The following is a 17,846-nucleotide window of genomic DNA, read 5'->3' on the forward strand; positions in this document are numbered from 1 at the left end:
GAAACCCCACTGTCCCACACCGCTACCAAATTGTGAAATATTCATCCCATGATCTGAGAACTCAGGCGCGCTCCCGGATCGCGAAGATCACCGTCTTGCCGTCTCGGACCACCGTGATGATGGTCTGCCGGTAGACATTGGTCGTGCCGTCGGGCCGATGCTCGGTGAGGTCCACCTCGAAGGTGTCCGCGGCCGCCTCGGCAATCCGCAGGCAGTGTGTGGTGCCAACCGGGATCTGTTCGTTGATGGCCCGCTGGATAACCTCGGCCGTCGACACATTCTCGGCATCCGGCGCGACGAACCTGCGCGCGCGTTCACCGCTGCGGTCGACGTAGAACTCGTACTGGAAGCCGAGGATCGCACCGGCGCCGCTCGCGGTGTCGCCCTGCCCGTTGCCGCGCGTCACCTTGCCATCTTTGCTCGCGGGGCAGCTCAGCGCGGCCGAGGTGCTCGGCGGTGCGGGTGGCGCCACCTGCGGACTGCCGTTGCCGTCGCGGCGGACCGCGACGAAGGTCACCACCAGCGCGAGGACCACCACGATCGCGGCGAGCACACCGAGCACGATCCACCGGCCGCGCGAACTGTGCCGCGGGGCCGCGGTGATGGTGTCGGAGATCAGCGTCGGCGCGAGACGCTTGGCGATCGGATCGTCGGCCCAGGACAGGCCCGACGGCTCGGACGGCGGCTTCGGTACCTCGCCCGATTCGGTGGGGCTGTTCCACCAGGTGTCACGCTGGCCCGTGGCCGGTGTCGCATGCCGGACGGTGGCCTCGTCGGGGTCCGGCTCGACCGGCGGTTCGGGTCGACGGGTCGGCGGCTGCGGTTGCCGCGTCGGCGGTGGCGGTACGTCACCGAACACGGTCGAATCCGGCGCGCGGTGCTGCGGAGGTGGCGGCGTCACCGTCGGCGGTTCGTCGGCGGGACGCCAGATCAGCTCGGGATGATCAGCGGCAGGCTCCGGCACCGACCACTGCGGTCGAGCCTGCGCACCCGTCGGCGGACCGAATTCACCGACCGGCGGACCGAAATCGTCCAATGGGGGTCCGAAATCGCCCAACGGGGGTCCGAAATCGCCCAACGGGGGTCCGAATTCCGACCCCGACCGGTCGGATTCGTTATCCCTGCGATCACCCTCGGAGCCCACACCAAATCCTTTCCCCAGGACACACGGGTGGGGCGGTCGCGAACGACCGCCCCACCCGTCGAATCAGCTCGTGTCAGTACTGGAGCGACCCACCCCACTGGGTGGTGACCCCGGCAACGTTGACCGTCTGCGGAGCCAGCTCGCCTGGCGGCACCGGAAGTTTAACCTGCGCGGCGGCCTCTAGGGCGGCCGCGCCGCCCGGCTGTTCCCGAATCCACTGCTCGACCGCCGCCTTGGCCAGGTTGGCCTGGGTGGTATCGATGATGACCTCGGTCTTGTTGTCTGCCAGACCCTCACCACCGGTGTAGGAGGTGACCTTGACACTGTTGGCGGTGATGTATTCGACCGACACACCGGCCTCGCCCTGACCGGTCGGGGTGCGGTAGCCGACGGTGCCGACGTAGCCCGAGGCGTTGTTGAAGTGGTGGGTGTTGGCCACATAGCCGGGTGCCAGCGAGCCACCGTCGATATTGGCGCCGATCTCCTGGTGCGGCCCGTCCATCTCGACGACGGGCGCGGCGGGAGCCTGCTGGAAGCGCGGGGCTTCCCAGCGCGGCTGCTGCACCAGGGTTTCGGTCTCCGGCTGCTGCGCGGCCCGGGCGTTCGGATCGGTCTGGGTGTTCGCACCAGGCGCGGTGGTACCGGGCTGCACGGGCTTCGGAGCCGTGCCGGGGGCCGTATCCGGCACTGCGGCGGGCAGCGCGGGACCGGCCTGTCCCGGCACCGGCAGCGGCGCGACGCGCGGGGTGGTGACACCCGGCTGGGTCGGCTGGGACAGCATCGGATCCTTGGGCGGATTCGGCATGATCTGATTCGGATCCGGCGTGGTGACACCCGGCTGGCTCGGCGTCGGCGACGGCTTCGCCTCCGGCTTGCCCGGCTCCGGCTTGGTGGTCTCCGGCTGGCCCTGATCCGTCGGCGCCGCGGTGCCGGGATCGGCAGGCGCGGCCGGGGTGGTCGGTGTACTCGGCTGATCCGGAACTGCCCCCGCCGGCGCAGCGAAGAGCGTGGCCACGGCCGCCGCGGTGGCCAGTGGCAACGATGTGCTAGCCATCGCTCGCTGCGCCCGACTCGGCTTACGATGTTTCACTTTTCGCAATCCCTTTCCCGTGTGCGACCGAGTGGGTCACACGCAGATATCCCTGGTGAGACGCTTGGTCCACGAACGAGGACCGGCGAACGACCACGCGGTGCGTTCACCGTTGCCGCTGGAAAGGATCGATCCCCCCACACAGAACCCTCGCGATCGCCCGCCGATCGCATCTCTGCGGGGAAGTGAACCACATGCGCGGCGGACTGGCAACGCGGTGAAAGTCCAGACAAGACAATAGGTCTCGGGCAACCTAACTCGATCACCGAATCGAGCACCAGCACTCGATCACCAGCACTCGATCACCGAATCGAGCACCAGCAAGTGAGATCTATGAGCGCGGCAAAGCCACCAAGGCGCCTGTTAATCCAGGTCGTCGTGACGCATCAAAAGCCGGGCCGCCTCGGTGACCGAGCCGGTGAGCGACGGGTACACCGAGAAGGTCTGGGCGAGATCGTTGACGGTCAGGTTGTTCTGGACCGCGAGCGCGATCGGCAGGATGAGTTCTGAGGCGATCGGCGCGACGACCACGCCGCCGATGACCACACCGGTCGCGGGCCGACAGAAGATCTTGACGAAACCGCGGCGCAGACCCGACATCTTGGCTCGCGGATTGGTGTTCAAGGGCAGCATCACCGTGCGCGCGGGCACCTCGCCGTTATCGATGGCGGTCTGGCTCACGCCGACGGTCGCGATCTCCGGACGAGTGAAAATGGCCGAGGCGACCGTCTTCAGCCGGATCGGGCTGACGCCCTCACCCAGCGCGTGATACATCGCGATGCGGCCCTGCATGGCGGCCACCGAGGCCAGCGGCAGCAGACCGGTGCAGTCGCCCGCCGCGTAGATACCAGGTGCCGAGGTGCGCGACACCCGGTCGACCCGCAGATACCCACCGCGGTCGAGTTCGATGCCGACCCGTTCCAAGCCGAGGTCATCGGTATTGGGGGTCGAGCCGACGGTCATCAGCGCATGCGTACCCGTGACCGTGCGGCCGTCCGAGAGCTTGACCACAATGCCCTCGACGGTGCGTTCCACCGCATCCGCGCGGGCGTGCTTGACCAGCTCGACACCGCGTTCGGCGAGCGCGTCCTCGAGCACGAGCGCGGCATCGGCGTCCTCACCGGGCAGCACCCGGTCACGGCTGGAGACCAATTTCACTCGCACACCCATTTCGGTATACGCGGAGACGAATTCGGCACCGGTCACACCGGAACCCACTACGACCAGGGTCTCCGGGAGTTCCTCCAGGTCGTAGAGCTGACGCCAGTTCAGGATTCGCTCGCCATCGGGCTCGGCGCCGGGCAACACGCGCGGGCTCGCACCAGTGGCGATCAACACCACTTCGGCCTCGACGGACTCCTCGGTGCCATCGGCCAGCAGTACGCGCACCCGGTGCGCGGCCAACCCGGTGGCCGGACCACTGAGCTGTCCGCGTCCGGCCAGCACCGTCACGCCCGCGGCCTGCACCTTGGATCGGATATCGGAGGACTGCGCCAGCGCCAGCGCCTTCACGCGCGCGTTCACCTCGCCCATTTCGATCTGGGCCTGGCTCGGATCGAGGGTAATGCCCAGGTCACGGGCGCGACGCAGATCGGTGCGCACGCCGGTCGAGGCGATGAAGGTCTTCGACGGCACGCAGTCCCACAGGACACACGCCCCGCCTATGCCGTCGCTGTCGATCAGGGTGACGGTGGCTCCGTGTTGGGCCGCCACCAGTGCCGCTTCATAACCGGCCGGTCCGCCACCGATGATCGCTATGCGGGTCATGGATACCTCCGCTGGAGCTGTTCGACCGGGATCTCCGGCGCCGGTACACAACGTTAGCTGGCGAACACACGGTCATCTCGCCGGGATAGAGACGCTGCGCGCGGGTTATTGGATACCCTTGCGTCGTGCCGATCTACGCCGCCTACGGGTCCAACATGGACTCGTCCCAGATGCTCGAGCGCTGCCCGCACTCCCCCATGTACGGGACGGGCTGGTTGGAGGGCTGGCGCCTCACCTTCAGCGGCGACGACATAGGCTGGGAGGGCCCGCTGGCCACCGTCGTCGAGGAGCCGGGTTCGCAGGTATTCGTCGTGCTCTACGACGTATCCCCCGAGGACGAGCAGCGCCTCGACCGCTGGGAAGGTTCCGATTTCGGCATCCACCGCAAGATCCGGCTGCGCGTGACGCCGAGTGCGGGCAGCGGATCCGAACCCATCCTGGCCTGGCTGTACGTACTCGATGCGTACGAGGGTGGGCTACCCTCGGCGCGCTATATCGGCGTCATGGCCGATGCGGCGGAAAAGGCCGGCGCGCCCGCCGAATACGTGCACGCACTGCGCACCCGCAACAGCAAGAACGTCGGACCCGGATTCTTCGGTAGCTGAACGAACGCGGAAGCGGCCGACCTTGTCGGGTCGACCGCTTCCATGGCTTCGTCAGCCCGCGTTCAACACGATATTGCTGAGCACCCGGACACCGACGGCAAGTGCGCGTTCGTCGAGATCGAAGGTCGGCTGGTGCAGATCCAACTGTTCGCCGTGACCGGCCCAGACCCCGAGGCGTGCCATCGCGCCCGGCACCTCCTCCTGGTACCAGGAGAAATCCTCACCGCCGCCGGACTGCGGCGTATCGGCGAGTGCGTCCGGGCCGAGGGCGCGAATCGCGTCCTCGAACATCCTGGTCGACTGCTCGTCGTTGACCACCGGCGGCACGCCGCGGCGATAGTTCAACTGGTAGCGGACCCCGGTCGGGGCGAGCAGGCCGTCCACGATCTCGCGCACCATCGGCTCCAGCAGCGACCAGGTCGCGTGATCGCCGGTGCGGACAGTGCCGGTGAGCATGCCGGTCTGCGGAATCGCATTGGGCGCCTTGCCCGCGCTGACCGCACCCCAGACCATCACCGTGCTGGTACGCGGGTCGATGCGGCGGCTGAGCAGCCCGGGCAGGCCGGTGATCACGGTGCCGATGGCGTAGACCAGATCGCTGGTCAGATGCGGACGCGAGGTGTGCCCACCCGGCGAATCGAGGACCAATTCGATGGTGTCGGCGGCCGAGGTGATCGCACCGACCCGGATGCCGACTCGGCCGACCTCGAGGCGGGGATCGCAGTGCAGTGCGAAGATCCGGTCGACACCCTCCATCGCGCCGGCCGCGACCATATCGATGGCACCGCCCGGCATCACCTCTTCGGCGGGCTGGAAGACGAATCGCACGCCCACCGGCAGCTCCTGATCGGCCAGCGCGAGGGCGGTGCCGAGCAGGATCGTGGTGTGCGCGTCGTGGCCACAGGCGTGCGAGACGCCGGGGACGGTCGAGGCGAAGCTGAGTCCGGTGAATTCCTGCAGTGGCAGCGCGTCCATATCGGCGCGCAGTCCGATGCGCGGCGCGTCCACCGGACCGATGTCACAGAGCACTCCGGTGCCGTTGGGCATCTTCTGCGGCGTCAATCCCGCCTTGGTCAGCCAGGCCGAGACGAACTCGGTGGTGGCGAATTCGGTGCGGGACAGCTCCGGGTTCGCGTGGATATGCCGACGCCACTGGACGAGATCGACCGTGTGCTCGGCCAGCCAGGCATCGACCGCATCCGGTCCGGCTGCCGCGATATCCGATTGCGCGGCGCTGCCCTGGCCCCCCATGGTCACGCGCGTCGCTGTCCCGGTGCGTGTCGCGTGCGCCGCGGAGCGGCCGGTAATGCTCACCGAATGTCCTCCTGTCGTTGAACGAGCCGTTGCAACAACCTGTCCCTATGTACTTGATCGCGGGCTACGGCGATAGCGGTACGCGCGAGCGCGATCGCACCGTCGGTTACCGCACGATCCGCCGAAGCGTTGACACTCGCCGCGGCGAAGCCGGGCTGATGCGTCACCGCCCCACCGGCATCTATGCCGATGACCGGATGTATGCCCGGTACGACGTTGGTGACGTTGCCCATATCCGTACTCCCGAGCGGTCGCTGCGCCTCGAGTTCCGGTGCGATCGGCACCCGCCCCAAGTCGACGATTTGCTCGCGGTAGGCAAACAGTAATCCCGAATCGGGCGTCAGCTCGGTATATGTCGGCGCAATCGTCCGGATTTCGTGAGTGCAGCCGGTCGCCAGCGCACCCGCCTCGAAACAAGCCGACGCTCGTCGCATCAGATCGTCGAGGGATGCGGAGTCGACTGCGCGTAGGTAATACAGCAGTTCCGCACGTCCGGGCACGATGTTGGGGGCCACGCCACCGTCGCTGACTATACCGTGCAGTTGCTGCCCGGGTTGGAGATGTTGACGCAGCAATCCTAGAGCAACCTGAGCGACGGTCACCGCGTCGCCCGCATTGCGGCCCTTTTCCGGGGCCGCGCTGGCATGCGCCTCGTGGCCGTGGAAGACCACCGATAGATCGGCCAGCGCCAGCGAGCGCGCATCGACGATATCGAGGGGGCCGGGGTGCACCATCATCGCCATCGCGACATCGTCGAAGACACCGCGCTCCAGCATCAGGACCTTGCCGCCGCCGCTCTCCTCGGCGGGTGTCCCGAAGACCACGACAGTGATGCCGAGGGCGTCGGCCACCTCGGCGAGGCCGAGTCCGGCGCCGACCGCGGATGCGGCGATGATGTTGTGTCCGCAGGCGTGCCCGATCTCGGGCAGCGCGTCGTATTCGGCGCAGATAGCGACCGTGAGCTCGCCGGATCCATAGGTCGCGCGGAAAGCGGTGGGCAGGTCGGCGATGCCGGTCTCGATCGCGAAACCACGTTCGGCCAGCGGTGCGATGGTCTTGGCAACGCTGCGGGTTTCCTCGAACGCCAGCTCCGGTTCGGCGTGGATCGAATGCGAGAGCTCGATCAGTTCGGGCGCCGCGGTCAGGATCGCGGCCTCCGCCGCGGCGCCGGGATGCGCGAGGTGGATATCCGTCTGTGATTCGGGGTGCCCGCTGCGCGGTGGTGGCATGGCACACAGTCTGGCACTGCGCCGACGATCGGGCGCGTCCTGCGTCCGGGGGTCAGGTCGCCGCGCGCGGCAAGGGTTGCGCCCAGGCTGCGGTTATTTCGGGGCGAACGCCAGATTCTCCGGGGTGGTCGGCGTCGCGAGCCCGGCGAGCGCCTTGGCGTGCAGCGCCCGCTTGATCACCGGCAGATTCGGCTTGCGATTTGCCGCGAGGGCACCCGCGCGCTCGAGCGCAGAATTCAGCAACATATCAGCATCCGCTTTCGCATCGACAATTCCCGCGCTGATGGCCTCATCGGCGGCGAAGCGGTGTCCGGCGGTCATGGCCTGTACGCAGACCTGGTTGGTCAGGCGCTCGGTGAGCAGCGCGTTCATGCCGACAGTGAACGGCATGCCGAGGTGCACCTCGGGCAGACACCAGAAGCCACGGTCGGCGCGCACCACTCGAAAATCGTGCGAGGTGGCGAGCATGGCGCCCGCCCCGAAAGCGTGCCCGTTGACGGCGGCGACCGTCGGCAGCGGGAAAGTCAGCAGCCGGGAGTAGATGCTGTGCACCCGGTCGAGGTAGCCGTGCATCCGGTCCAGGTTGCCGAACAGCCAATCGGTATCGAGCCCGTTGCTGTAGAACTTCCCAGTCGCCGTGGTCACCAGCGCTGCCGGCCCCTCGGACGCCTCCACCTGGTCCAACAGCCCGTGGAACGCATCGATCCAATCCGGATGGAAACGGTTCTCACTGTCGGCCTGCCCCTCGTTCCCGAGATAAACGACGAACACATCCCCTGCGCGTTCCAGATACGGCATGCGTGCAGCGTAACGAGTACGCGACGGAATACCTACTCGCGGGTAGCAAATCGTCGGCAGGTCCGCGGCCGCGAGCGTCGCTGCTCATCCTGGCCCCAGCGAAGCGAGTCTTGCGGGCGCGGAGTTCGCGGCCCGTCTCGCGTCCGAGCTGTCGAAGCGCATGCGACAACGCCCTCGACCGAGTAGTCCCTTATCGGTACACAGCGGCTCGACAGCCGCAGCTGCCGAGCCGCCGTTCGTAAGTCTCGAGTCTCGACGGCATCCGCTGGCGACTGCTCGCAGGTCGCTCGGAAGGGCCGGACGCGAGACACCAGGTGGCCGCGAACACGCCGAGCCGCAGGCGCGGCAAATCAAACACGGCTATCGTGACGGCATGCTTGCCGAACAGGCCGCGAGGGCGATTGCCGAACGCACGGGAGTGGAGCGGCACCGGGTTGCGGTGGTGCTCGGGTCGGGGTGGCAGGAGGCAGCCGCGGAGATCGGGACGCCGACGGCTTCGGTGCCTATGCCGGAGCTGCCCGGATTCGGGACGCCAAGTGCGCAAGGGCATATCGGGACGGTGCATTCGGTCGCCGTCGACAACACGCCCGTACTGCTGCTGATGGGGCGGCAGCATCTGTACGAGGGTCATCAGCCGAGCGATGTGGTACATCCGGTGAGCGCGGCGATCGCGGCGGGTGCGGACACTGTCGTGCTCACCAATGCGGCGGGCGGGATCCGGGACGGACTGCGCGTCGGTGAGCCGGTGCTGATCAGCGATCATCTCAATCTCACCGGCCGCACGCCGCTGGCGGGCGCGACCTTCGTCGATCTGGTGGACGCGTGGGATCCCGAATTGCGTGCGCTGGCAAGGGAAATCGATCCGAGCCTGGCCGAGGGCGTGTACGCGGGTCTGACCGGACCGCAGTACGAGACTCCGGCCGAGATCCGGATGCTGCGCACCATCGGCGCGGATCTGGTCGGCATGTCGACGGTGCTCGAGGTGATCGCGGCGCGCGCGCTCGGGGCCCGAGTGCTCGGCATCTCGCTGGTCACCAATCTCGCCGCGGGCGTCACGGGTGCGCACCTCTCGCACGCCGAGGTACTGGCAGAAGGACATGCGGCCGCACCGCGCCTCGGCAAACTGCTGCGCGGCGTACTGGAACGGCTCTAGATGCTGCGCTTCGGCACCGCCGGGCTACGTGGGCCGCTGCGCGACGGGCCCGACGGCATGAACCCGGACACGGTGAGCCGGGCCACCGCCGGACTGGTGGACTGGTTGCGCGGTCGCTGTCTCGGCGGCGGCGCGGTGGTCATCGGACGCGACGCCAGGCACGGCTCCGCCGAATTCGCCATCGCGACCGCGGAAATCTTTGCCGCCGCGGGCTTTCCGGTGACACTGCTGCCACGCCCGCTGCCCACGCCGATCGTCGCATTCGCGGTGCGTGAGCTGGGAGCCGTCGCGGGAGTACAGATCACCGCATCGCATAATCCCGCGACCGACAACGGCTACAAGGTCTATCTCGACGGCGGTTCGCAACTGATCGCACCGGCCGACACCGAGATCGAGCGCTGCATCGAGGCCGTCACCGAGTCGATCGCCCGCATGCCTGTCACACCGGCGGCCGATGACGTGGTGCGCCGCTATATCGATCGGGTGGCCCGGCTGCCCGAATCGATCGGCGGTCCCGGCCAACGTGCCGATATCCGGATCGCGTTGACACCGCTGCACGGGGTCGGCGGCGATACCGCCGTGGCGGCCCTTGCCGCAGCGGGATTTCACCATGTGCACGTGGTGGGTGCGCAATTCGCACCCGATGCCGACTTCCCGACCGTCGCCTTCCCGAATCCCGAAGAGCCCGGCGCCACCGACCTTCTGCTCGCCACCGCCACCCGGATCAACGCGGACCTCGCTATCGCGCTCGATCCGGATGCCGACCGCTGCGCCATCGGAATTCCGGACGGCGATGGCGGTTGGCGCATGCTGCGCGGCGACGAAACCGGTGTGCTGCTCGGCGCTTGCGTGTTGCGGACCGCGCGGCCGGATGCATTGGTGGCGACCACCATCGTGTCGTCGCGATTGCTCTCGAAACTCGCCGCCGCCCGCGGGGCGCGGTACGCGGAAACGCTGACCGGTTTCAAATGGCTGGCCCGCGCGGGCGACGGTCTGGTCTACGCCTATGAGGAGGCCATCGGTCACTGCGTGGACCCGGCCACGGTCCGCGATAAGGACGGTATCTCCGCGGCGGTGCTCGCCGCCGATCTCGTGGCCCGTCTGAAGGCCGCGGGCCGCACCCTCGCCGACGAACTCGACGACTACGCGGTCGAATTCGGGCTCCACGTCACCGACCAGGTCGCCCTGCGGCTACCCGACCCCGCGGCCGCCGCGGATCTGGTGGATCGGCTACGCACCGCCCCGCCCGACGAAATCGCGGGCGAGCCGGTCGAATACACCGATCTGCTCCAGGCGCGCGGTCGAATGCACACCGACGCACTGATTTTCGAGGGGGCCAGCGCCCGTATCGTGGTGCGCCCTTCGGGCACGGAGCCGAAACTCAAGTGCTACCTGGAGGTGGTCGAACCGGTCGCCACCCGGCACGCACTCGCCGCCGCACGATCCGCAGCGGCACACCGTCTCACCGACCTCCGCGCGTTCTGCGACGCGCTGTTGTTCGCCCGGCCGCGCTGATCGGTCAGCGGGGGCCGAATTGCCGGTCCCCCGCGTCGCCCAGACCGGGAACGATGTACGCGTCGGAGTTGAGGCCCGCATCGACGACGGCGGTGACCAGACGCACTGGCAGACCTGAATCCGTAAGGGCGGCAATACCTTCGGGGGCGGCTACGACACAGACCGCAGTGATGTCGGTCGCACCGCGAGCGGCGAGCAGTTGCAGGGTGTGGCGCATCGAACCGCCGGTGGCCAGCATCGGGTCGAGTACGAAGACCGGCGTCTCGGACAGGTCGGCGGGCAGCGATTCCATGTACGGCACCGGCTGATGGGTGGTTTCGTCGCGGGCGATGCCGACGAAGCCGACCCTGGCATCGGGGATCAGCTCGGCGGCCGCGTCGACCATACCGAGTCCGGCACGCAACACCGGAACCAACAGTGGCGGCTGCGCCAATCGCGTTCCCTCCGTGTCGGACACGGGCGTGGTGATCGGGAAGTGGATCACCGGTGCATCGCGCAAGGCCTCGTAGATCAGAATTCCGGTGAGATCGCGCAGCGCCGCACGGAAGGCCGGATTCGATGTGCTCGCATCGCGCATCGTGGTCAGCAGGGCGGCGGCGAGTGGATGGTCCACGGTGTGCGTGCGCATGAGGGAACGATAAGGTCGAAGACGAGTTCGGCGGCGAACCTCCACCCGAATTTTTTTCGAACAGCTGGAACCGATTGGTAAGGCGGCGCGTCGAACTAGGTGGATGACGTACTCTGCCTGGGAACGACAGATGGGGGAAAGCACTATGCGAAAGATGTCGGCCGACACCGCGGGCATCACCGCCTACGGCGCGACCGCCGCGGCGATGTCCGGTGATCTCGCCGCCGCCGGAGTGAGCGCCGCGGCCGCCGATCCCACTCTCCTCGGCCCCATCATGGGCTTGATCGGCGGCGACTTCATGGCCGCCTACGCCGCCGCGCACGCCGGGCATGTCGCCTCGATCGGTCAGCTGTCCGCGGTGCTCGCGAGCATGGGCGGTGCGGCTGCCAGTTCCGCCGTCGTGCTCGAGGAAACCGACCTGAACAATGCCGCCGGGCTGCGCGCCACCGGACTGGACGGATGACGCGGTGATCGATGTCAGCGTCCTGGTCCAGCCACTGCTCGACCTGCTCTCCAGCTTCGGCTCCGGCGTCCTACCCACCGGCGGGCCGTCCGACGCACTGACCTCCACCTCGACCGCCATCGACCAAGTACACGCGCTCGGCCGCAACAGCATCGACCAGGTGAACAACGCGTGGGACGGCGCGGCCGCCGATTCTGTCACCGCGAAGGCCCTACGGGTGCAGACCTCCGCCGCTACCATTTCCGACCGCGGCAACGATATGGCTACCGTCGTGAATCAGGCTGCCGCCCAGGTCGAAACGGGTCAGAAGGAGCTGAACGGGATCGTCCAGTCGTTCGTGAACCAAGCCACCGGCCTCGGCCCGGCACTGGCGACGCCGGAAGGGCTGACCGTGCTCGTCGGCTCCGCGATCGACCACATCGGTCAGGGGCTGAATGTGGTCGGCCGCGTACGCAATGAACTGGATACCCAGACCGCGTCGATGACCGAGCTGACTCCCGCGCCGTCGACGCCGTCGCTGTCCAATGTCGCAGGCACAGTAAGCGCCGCCACGCAGGGTGCGTCGCAACTGTCTTCGACGGTGGGCACAATCGCGAGCGGTGCGGGCAGCATGCTCAGCAGCCTGATGAGCACCGCGAGCAAGGCCAGCACGACGACCGCGAGCACGGCGTCGACGTCCAAACCGAGTACCAGCAGCACGACCGGGCAGTCGTCGGCCTCCGGCAAGGGAGTGAAGGTCACCCTGCCCGACGGCAGTGTCGTGGCGGCCCCGAACGAAAAGGCGGCGACCGCCGTCAAGGCAGCCATCGGCGCGGTCGGCACCCCCTATGTGTGGGGTGGCAATACGCCCGGCTCCGGACTGGATTGCAGCGGTCTCACCAAATACGCGTACGGCGAGGCCGGTGTCGATCTGCCCAGGCTGGCGCAGGAACAGGGCAATGGCCATATGCAGGTGTCGCCGGGCGATCTGATGCCGGGGGATCTCGCAGTATGGGACGGCCACGTCGCGATGGTGATCGGCAACGGGCAGTTCGTCGAGGCCGGTAATCCGGTCCAGATCAGCTCGATTCGAACCGACAACATGGGCATGAACTTCCATGGCTTCTACCGGCCGACCTCATAAATGAGCGGAGCGAACGAATAATGTCCCAGCCCCAGACCCCACCGATACCTAATGTCACGGTGGCGTCGAGCACCAATCGATCGGGCACCATCTCGGTCCGTGCCACGGACCAGGGCATGCCGATCGAGATCAAGTTCGAGCGCAGCGAATACCGTTATGGCGCACAGACTCTGGCCGACGAGATCCTGCGACTGACCAAGCGCTCCACTGTCGCCGCGCGCGCCCGCCGCCGCGAGCTGCTCGCCGAGGCGGGGATGCCCGCCGACATCCTGGACAAGCTCGGCCTGCCGACGCGCCAGGCCGCGGTGGACGAACTGGACCGGATCGATGACGCGGACACAGGACCGACGAGCTGGATGAGGCCGGTTTGATCGAGCTGAGCGAGCGAACAATAGACACACCTGCGATCGCAGTCATGCTGGAGCCGGGCGCTGGCGAGGTGCAGGTACATGAGTGAGCGGAGCGAACGAATCATGAACACAGGCGCGCTCGCGCTCATGCCGGAGCTGAGCGCTAGCGAGGCGCAGGTACATGAGTGAGCGGAGCGAACGAATCATGAACACAGGCGCGCTCGCGCTCATGCCGGAGCTGAGCGCTAGCGAGGCGCAGGTATGAGTGCGGAAATGGACGCGCTGGTCGCCAACGCGACAGCGAAACTGGAAGCGCTCGAAGCCGCACTGTACGGCCTGAAGCAGGTGCACGGCCGGTTCCGGACCGAGGACGGCACGGTCAGCGTAGAGGTGAACAGCGACGGCGCCCTGGTCGCGCTGAGTCTGTCGGAGTCGGTCACCTCGTTGCCGCCGACCGAGGTCGGTCAGCTGATCATATGGGCCTGTCGCCAGGCCGCCGAGGACGCCGGCGCACAGCGATCGAAGGTCGTTGCGACACTGAACGAGTCATTCGCCGGGGCGCCGGAGGGTGCACCCGGAAGCGTTGGGGGCGGGCCGGATAGTCACTGACACGGAAGGTCGATAGGCTTCCGCACATGGCTTCTGGAGACATCGTCCCGATCGAGCTCGGCCTGACCGACGGCGATCTCGTCACCCTGTGGGCACCGCGCTGGCGCGACGGTGACGACGAGTGGGAGGCGTTCCTCGGACATGAGGACTCCCTCTACGGTTTCGAGACCGTCGCGGAGCTGGCCGCATTCATCCGGACCAACTCCGATAACGATCTCGTGGACCATCCGGCGTGGAAGGTCGTGGCCGGGCTGTCGGCGGCGGAACTGGAGCCGGAGGAGAACTTCACCTTCGACCTGGTCGGGGTGCCGGAGCTGGTTGCGAGCGATCCCGATGTCGATACCATCACCGAGCTCGACGACACGCTCAGCATGGTGCGCAATATCGGTGAGGTGTGCGAGCTGGAGACGGTGACCAAGTTCTTCGGCTCCCATCCGGTGGTCGGCGCACTGGCCAGCGGCGTGAGCGCCTTCGTCGGGCGCGACGGCGAGGAGCTGTGGGATCAGATCGGCGCCGCCATCGCCAAGGGCTGGGACGACGTCCTCGACGCCATCGACTCCGTGGTGCGGACCCCTGAGGTCGATGCGGAGGCGGTCGCGGTCGCGGAGGCCGAACTGCTGGCCGCGGAGGAGAACGTCGTCGACGCCGATGACGCCGCCGACAGCGAGGAGGACGAGGAGTTCGAATCCGTCGACCTCGATGCGGACGACGAAGACGAGGAAGACGAAGACGAAGACGAAGACGACTCGTTCTGGCATGAGGTCGGCATCGACCCGGTCAAGATCGTAACCTCCGACGGCAGCTACTTCACGCTGCGCTGTTATCTCGACGACGAGCCGATCTTCCTGGGCAAGGACGGAGCAATCACGGTTTTCGGCTCCGAGCGTGCGCTGGCCCGCTACTTGGCCGATGACCACGAGCACGATCTGGCGCGGGTGAGCACGTACACCGATGTGCAGACCGCCGCCGTCGACGGATCACTCGAGGTCGAGGTGACCGATGAGAACGTCTACGTCCTGCCTGGTCTCGCCGACGATCTGGGTGAGGGCCCGGAGGCGGTCGATATCGAACAGCTCGATCTCGCGGTCGAATTGTTCACCGACGCAGCCGATTACGCCGACGACGATACGGTGGAGCAGGCGTTGGCGCAGTCCACTCCGCTCGGCTGGTATGTCTCCTACCTGCTGAACCCGGACCCGACCCGCCTGGCCCCGAACCCGCCGTTCACCGCGGAGGCCCAGAGCTGGCGGGATCTGGAACGCAATTTCGAGTCCCGGCTCACGCAGGAGAAGTAGGAGCTACCCGAGCAGGACGGCGTAACCCGGCTTGATGATGTCGTCGATGATGCGCAGGCGTTCGGGGAACGGGATGAACGCGGACTTCATGGCGTTGATGGTGAAGCGTTCGAGATCGCTCCAGCCGTAACCGAAGGTGTCGACCAGCTTGAGCATCTCCTGGCTCATGCTGGTATCGCTCATCAGGCGGTTGTCGGTATTGACCGTGACGCGGAAACGCAGCCGGGCCAGCAGGTCGAACGGATGCTTGTCGAGTGACGGGACCGCGCCGGTCTGCACATTCGACGACGGACAGAGCTCGAGCGGAATTCGCATATCCCGCACGTAGTTCGCGACGAGTCCGAGTTTCGCATCCTCGATGGCGCCGGGGACGGTGATGTCGTCGGTGATCCGCACACCGTGGCCGAGCCGATCGCAGCCGCAGAATGCCAGCGCCTCGTGGATGGACGGCAGTCCGAACGCCTCACCCGCGTGAATGGTGAAATGCGCACTATTGGCGCGCATGTATTCGAAGGCGTCCAGGTGGCGGCTCGGCGGGAACCCCGCCTCCGCGCCCGCGATATCGAAACCACCGACGCCGCGATCGCGCCAGCGCACCGCGAGTTCGGCGATCTCGCGCGAGCGCGCCGCATGCCGCATGGCGGTGAGCAGACAGATCACCACGATCGGGCGACCGTCCTCGGCCGCGACCGCCGCACCCTCGCGGAATCCGGCGAGGGTGTGCTCGACCACTTCGTCCAGGGTCAGGCCACGCTCCAGATGCTGTTCGGGAGCGAAGCGGACCTCGGCATACACCACACCGTCGGCGGCGAGGTCTTCCGCACATTCCCGAGCCACGCGGCGCAGGCCCTCGGGGGTCTGCATGACCGCGACGGTATGCGCGAAGGTTTCCAGATAGAGCTCGAGCGAACCGCTGTCGGCCGCATCGCGGAACCATGCCGCCAGTTCGGTCTCGTTATCGGCGGGTAGGTCGTCGTAACCGCAATCGGCGGCGAGCTCCAAAACCGTCGCGGGCCGCAGACCACCATCGAGATGATCGTGCAGCAGCGCCTTGGGAGCTTGGCGGATCGAGGCAAGGGTCAAAGGCATCGGTCCTGTCATGAACACACGTTAGCCGCACCGCCCCCTGCATGCGGCTGTGATTGCGCTCTCCACCACCCCGGCCACCACATAACCTGCGACAGCCCTGCTCGAGCCGCGATTTGCCACCTGGAAAGCCTCTTTGACCAGCAAATAATCAACGTATCGGTCGGTTTTGCACCCACTAGCCACACGCACCGGCGCAGTGGTCCGCCCAGGCTGGGTCAGGCGAGCTCATGTATTCGGGAGTATTCCCGCGTGCCGAAGCGAACAGTGAGTTCGTGCGTTCAGGCGAGTGCGTGCCGAGTGAACTGCGGGACGTGGCGCGGCTGGACTGTCAGGTCGTGATGCGGTCCAGGACCAAGGGGGATTGCGGTGGGGGCGAGGTTTCGATGGTGATGGAGTTTTCGAGGGCGGCCAGGGCGGCGGGGAAGGCTTCCGGGGTGTCGGTGTGCAGGGTGAGCAAGGGTTGGGTTGCGGATATGGGATCGCCTGGCTTGGCGTGCATTTCGATGCCCGCGCCGAATTGGACGGGGTCGCCTTGGCGGGCTCGACCTGCACCGAGTCGCCAGGCAGCGATGCCGACTGCCATCGCGTCGAGGCTGGTGAGCACACCGTTTTGCGCGGCCCGCACGGTCTCGGTGTGCTCGGCGCGTGGCAGGGGCGCGTCCGGATCGCCGCCTTGAGCCGCGACCATGGCGCGCCAATGGTCCATCGCACGGCCGTCGGCGAGGACGTCGGCCGGGTCGATATCGAGTCCGGCCTGGGCAACCATCTCGCGGGCGAGGCTGAGCGTCAGCTCGACGACGTCGGCGGGGCCACCGCCCGCGAGTACCTCCACCGATTCGGCGACCTCGAGCGCATTGCCCGCGGTCCGGCCGAGCGGAGTGTCCATCGCGGTCAGCAGTGCCACGGTCCGTACCCCGGCGTCGGTGCCGAGTTCGACCATGGCCGTGGCCAATTCGCGCGCCCCGTCCAGGGTTTTCAGGAAGGCACCGGAGCCTACCTTCACATCGAGGACCAGGGCGGCAGTACCTTCGGCGATCTTCTTGCTCATGATCGAGCTGGCGATCAGCGGTATGGATTCGACGGTCCCGGTGACATCGCGCAGCGCGTACAGCCGCTTATCGGCGGGTGCGAGATCGGTACCGGCCGCACACACCACCGCGCCGATGCCGGGATCGGCCAGCATCTCCCGCATGCGTGCCATCGGCACATCGGCACGCCACCCTGGGATCGATTCGAGTTTGTCCAGCGTCCCGCCGGTATGCCCCAGCCCGCGCCCCGACAACTGCGGCACCGCCGCACCGCACGCGGCGACCAGCGGCGCCAGCGGCAGGGTGATCTTGTCCCCCACCCCACCGGTCGAATGCTTGTCCACGGTCGGCCGCGGCAGATCGGTGAAGTCCATCCGCCGCCCGGACGCGATCATGGCATTCGTCCACCGCGTGGTTTCCCGACGCGTCAGACCACGCCAGACGATGGCCATGGCCAATGCCGCCATCTGCTCATCGGCCACCGCCCCGTTGGTGAATCCATCCACCACCCAATCGATCTGCGCATCCGACAGCTCCCCGCCGTCCCGCTTGGCCGTAATGATCGAAACCGCGTCCAGTGCCGTCACACCGGCAAGTCTGGCATGGGACACGCTCGGGCCCCGGAACTTGCCGGTGACCTCCGATA

17 protein-coding genes are annotated in these 17,846 nt (G+C 67.3%); 8 read left to right on the forward strand and 9 right to left on the reverse strand.

The features are described from left to right. Positions 1–61: 61 nt before the first annotated feature. The 3 genes from ACW2Q0_RS17660 to ACW2Q0_RS17670 all read right to left on the reverse strand — a co-directional run bounded on the left by ACW2Q0_RS17660 (position 62) and on the right by ACW2Q0_RS17670 (position 4,001). The gene (locus tag ACW2Q0_RS17660; protein ID WP_457191402.1) at positions 62–1,144 is read right to left on the reverse strand and encodes a hypothetical protein; all 1,083 of its coding nucleotides are present in this window, start codon (positions 1,142–1,144) and stop codon (positions 62–64) included. A gap of 73 nt (positions 1,145–1,217) precedes the next feature. Further along, positions 1,218–2,198, reverse strand: coding sequence for a hypothetical protein (locus ACW2Q0_RS17665; protein WP_457191404.1), 981 nt, complete (start codon positions 2,196–2,198; stop codon positions 1,218–1,220). Positions 2,199–2,597: 399 nt separating this feature from the next. Further along, positions 2,598–4,001 (reverse strand): NAD(P)H-quinone dehydrogenase, encoded by a 1,404-nt coding sequence (locus tag ACW2Q0_RS17670; protein WP_457191406.1) that lies wholly within the window; start codon positions 3,999–4,001, stop codon positions 2,598–2,600. Positions 4,002–4,126: 125 nt separating this feature from the next. Between ACW2Q0_RS17670 and ACW2Q0_RS17675 the strand changes: the two genes are divergently transcribed. Continuing rightward, entirely contained in the window at positions 4,127–4,606 is a 480-nt protein-coding gene (locus ACW2Q0_RS17675; protein WP_457191408.1) for a gamma-glutamylcyclotransferase, read from the forward strand. Between the two features lie 51 nt (positions 4,607–4,657). Here ACW2Q0_RS17675 and ACW2Q0_RS17680 read toward each other — a convergent pair whose 3' ends face one another. The 3 genes from ACW2Q0_RS17680 to ACW2Q0_RS17690 form a co-directional block, all read right to left on the reverse strand. Then, positions 4,658–5,857: a M20 family metallopeptidase gene (locus tag ACW2Q0_RS17680; protein WP_457191565.1), complete on the reverse strand. Its 1,200-nt coding sequence runs from the start codon at positions 5,855–5,857 to the stop codon at positions 4,658–4,660. A 59-nt stretch (positions 5,858–5,916) separates the two neighbouring features. Further along, positions 5,917–7,149, reverse strand: coding sequence for a M20 family metallopeptidase (locus tag ACW2Q0_RS17685; protein ID WP_457191410.1), 1,233 nt, complete (start codon positions 7,147–7,149; stop codon positions 5,917–5,919). Positions 7,150–7,242: 93 nt separating this feature from the next. After that, positions 7,243–7,947 (reverse strand): enoyl-CoA hydratase-related protein, encoded by a 705-nt coding sequence (locus ACW2Q0_RS17690; protein WP_457191412.1) that lies wholly within the window; start codon positions 7,945–7,947, stop codon positions 7,243–7,245. Positions 7,948–8,320: 373 nt separating this feature from the next. On the opposite strand from ACW2Q0_RS17690, the gene ACW2Q0_RS17695 reads away from it, so the two are divergent. Both ACW2Q0_RS17695 and ACW2Q0_RS17700 read left to right on the forward strand, forming a co-directional pair. Continuing rightward, positions 8,321–9,100 carry a purine-nucleoside phosphorylase gene (locus ACW2Q0_RS17695; protein ID WP_457191414.1) on the forward strand — a complete coding sequence of 260 codons (780 nt, stop codon included), beginning with the start codon at positions 8,321–8,323 and terminating at the stop codon, positions 9,098–9,100. After that, entirely contained in the window at positions 9,101–10,615 is a 1,515-nt protein-coding gene (locus ACW2Q0_RS17700) for a phospho-sugar mutase (protein ID WP_457191416.1), read from the forward strand. 4 nt (positions 10,616–10,619) lie between these two features. Here ACW2Q0_RS17700 and upp read toward each other — a convergent pair whose 3' ends face one another. Then, complete coding sequence (gene upp, locus ACW2Q0_RS17705; RefSeq protein ID WP_457191418.1) at positions 10,620–11,243, reverse strand: uracil phosphoribosyltransferase; 624 nt, start codon at positions 11,241–11,243, stop codon at positions 10,620–10,622. Positions 11,244–11,388: 145 nt separating this feature from the next. Between upp and ACW2Q0_RS17710 the strand changes: the two genes are divergently transcribed. The 5 genes from ACW2Q0_RS17710 (at position 11,389) to ACW2Q0_RS17730 (ending at position 15,083) form a co-directional block, all read left to right on the forward strand. Next, entirely contained in the window at positions 11,389–11,706 is a 318-nt protein-coding gene (locus ACW2Q0_RS17710) for a hypothetical protein (protein WP_457191420.1), read from the forward strand. 4 nt (positions 11,707–11,710) lie between these two features. Further along, positions 11,711–12,829 carry a bifunctional WXG100 family type VII secretion target/C40 family peptidase gene (locus ACW2Q0_RS17715; RefSeq protein WP_457191422.1) on the forward strand — a complete coding sequence of 373 codons (1,119 nt, stop codon included), beginning with the start codon at positions 11,711–11,713 and terminating at the stop codon, positions 12,827–12,829. A 20-nt stretch (positions 12,830–12,849) separates the two neighbouring features. Next, entirely contained in the window at positions 12,850–13,200 is a 351-nt protein-coding gene (locus ACW2Q0_RS17720) for a hypothetical protein (protein WP_040686879.1), read from the forward strand. 240 nt (positions 13,201–13,440) lie between these two features. Then, positions 13,441–13,788 carry a YbaB/EbfC family nucleoid-associated protein gene (locus ACW2Q0_RS17725; protein ID WP_457191425.1) on the forward strand — a complete coding sequence of 116 codons (348 nt, stop codon included), beginning with the start codon at positions 13,441–13,443 and terminating at the stop codon, positions 13,786–13,788. A gap of 26 nt (positions 13,789–13,814) precedes the next feature. Next, positions 13,815–15,083 carry a primosomal protein gene (locus tag ACW2Q0_RS17730; protein ID WP_457191427.1) on the forward strand — a complete coding sequence of 423 codons (1,269 nt, stop codon included), beginning with the start codon at positions 13,815–13,817 and terminating at the stop codon, positions 15,081–15,083. Positions 15,084–15,086: 3 nt separating this feature from the next. Here ACW2Q0_RS17730 and ACW2Q0_RS17735 read toward each other — a convergent pair whose 3' ends face one another. Continuing rightward, positions 15,087–16,184 carry an adenosine deaminase gene (locus tag ACW2Q0_RS17735; protein ID WP_457191429.1) on the reverse strand — a complete coding sequence of 366 codons (1,098 nt, stop codon included), beginning with the start codon at positions 16,182–16,184 and terminating at the stop codon, positions 15,087–15,089. A 316-nt stretch (positions 16,185–16,500) separates the two neighbouring features. Further along, a complete protein-coding gene (locus ACW2Q0_RS17740; RefSeq protein ID WP_457191431.1) occupies positions 16,501–17,787 on the reverse strand; it encodes a thymidine phosphorylase in 1,287 nt (428 codons plus the stop codon). Between the last annotated feature and the right edge of the window lie 59 nt (positions 17,788–17,846).

This window comes from Nocardia citri (assembly GCF_054065835.1).

What these genes read in the sequence shown, in the direction of transcription:
- ACW2Q0_RS17710 (WP_457191420.1), top strand. Translation starts at nt 11,389, where the DNA reads ATGCGAAAGATGTCGGCCGACACCGCGGGCATCACCGCCTACGGCGCG.
- ACW2Q0_RS17735 (WP_457191429.1), bottom strand. Translation starts at nt 16,184, where the DNA reads ATGACAGGACCGATGCCTTTGACCCTTGCCTCGATCCGCCAAGCTCCC.
- ACW2Q0_RS17685 (WP_457191410.1), bottom strand. Translation starts at nt 7,149, where the DNA reads ATGCCACCACCGCGCAGCGGGCACCCCGAATCACAGACGGATATCCAC.
- ACW2Q0_RS17720 (WP_040686879.1), top strand. Translation starts at nt 12,850, where the DNA reads ATGTCCCAGCCCCAGACCCCACCGATACCTAATGTCACGGTGGCGTCG.
- ACW2Q0_RS17665 (WP_457191404.1), bottom strand. Translation starts at nt 2,198, where the DNA reads ATGGCTAGCACATCGTTGCCACTGGCCACCGCGGCGGCCGTGGCCACG.
- ACW2Q0_RS17695 (WP_457191414.1), top strand. Translation starts at nt 8,321, where the DNA reads ATGCTTGCCGAACAGGCCGCGAGGGCGATTGCCGAACGCACGGGAGTG.
- ACW2Q0_RS17680 (WP_457191565.1), bottom strand. Translation starts at nt 5,857, where the DNA reads ATGGGGGGCCAGGGCAGCGCCGCGCAATCGGATATCGCGGCAGCCGGA.
- ACW2Q0_RS17725 (WP_457191425.1), top strand. Translation starts at nt 13,441, where the DNA reads ATGAGTGCGGAAATGGACGCGCTGGTCGCCAACGCGACAGCGAAACTG.
- ACW2Q0_RS17730 (WP_457191427.1), top strand. Translation starts at nt 13,815, where the DNA reads ATGGCTTCTGGAGACATCGTCCCGATCGAGCTCGGCCTGACCGACGGC.
- upp (WP_457191418.1), bottom strand. Translation starts at nt 11,243, where the DNA reads ATGCGCACGCACACCGTGGACCATCCACTCGCCGCCGCCCTGCTGACC.
- ACW2Q0_RS17670 (WP_457191406.1), bottom strand. Translation starts at nt 4,001, where the DNA reads ATGACCCGCATAGCGATCATCGGTGGCGGACCGGCCGGTTATGAAGCG.
- ACW2Q0_RS17700 (WP_457191416.1), top strand. Translation starts at nt 9,101, where the DNA reads ATGCTGCGCTTCGGCACCGCCGGGCTACGTGGGCCGCTGCGCGACGGG.
- ACW2Q0_RS17690 (WP_457191412.1), bottom strand. Translation starts at nt 7,947, where the DNA reads ATGCCGTATCTGGAACGCGCAGGGGATGTGTTCGTCGTTTATCTCGGG.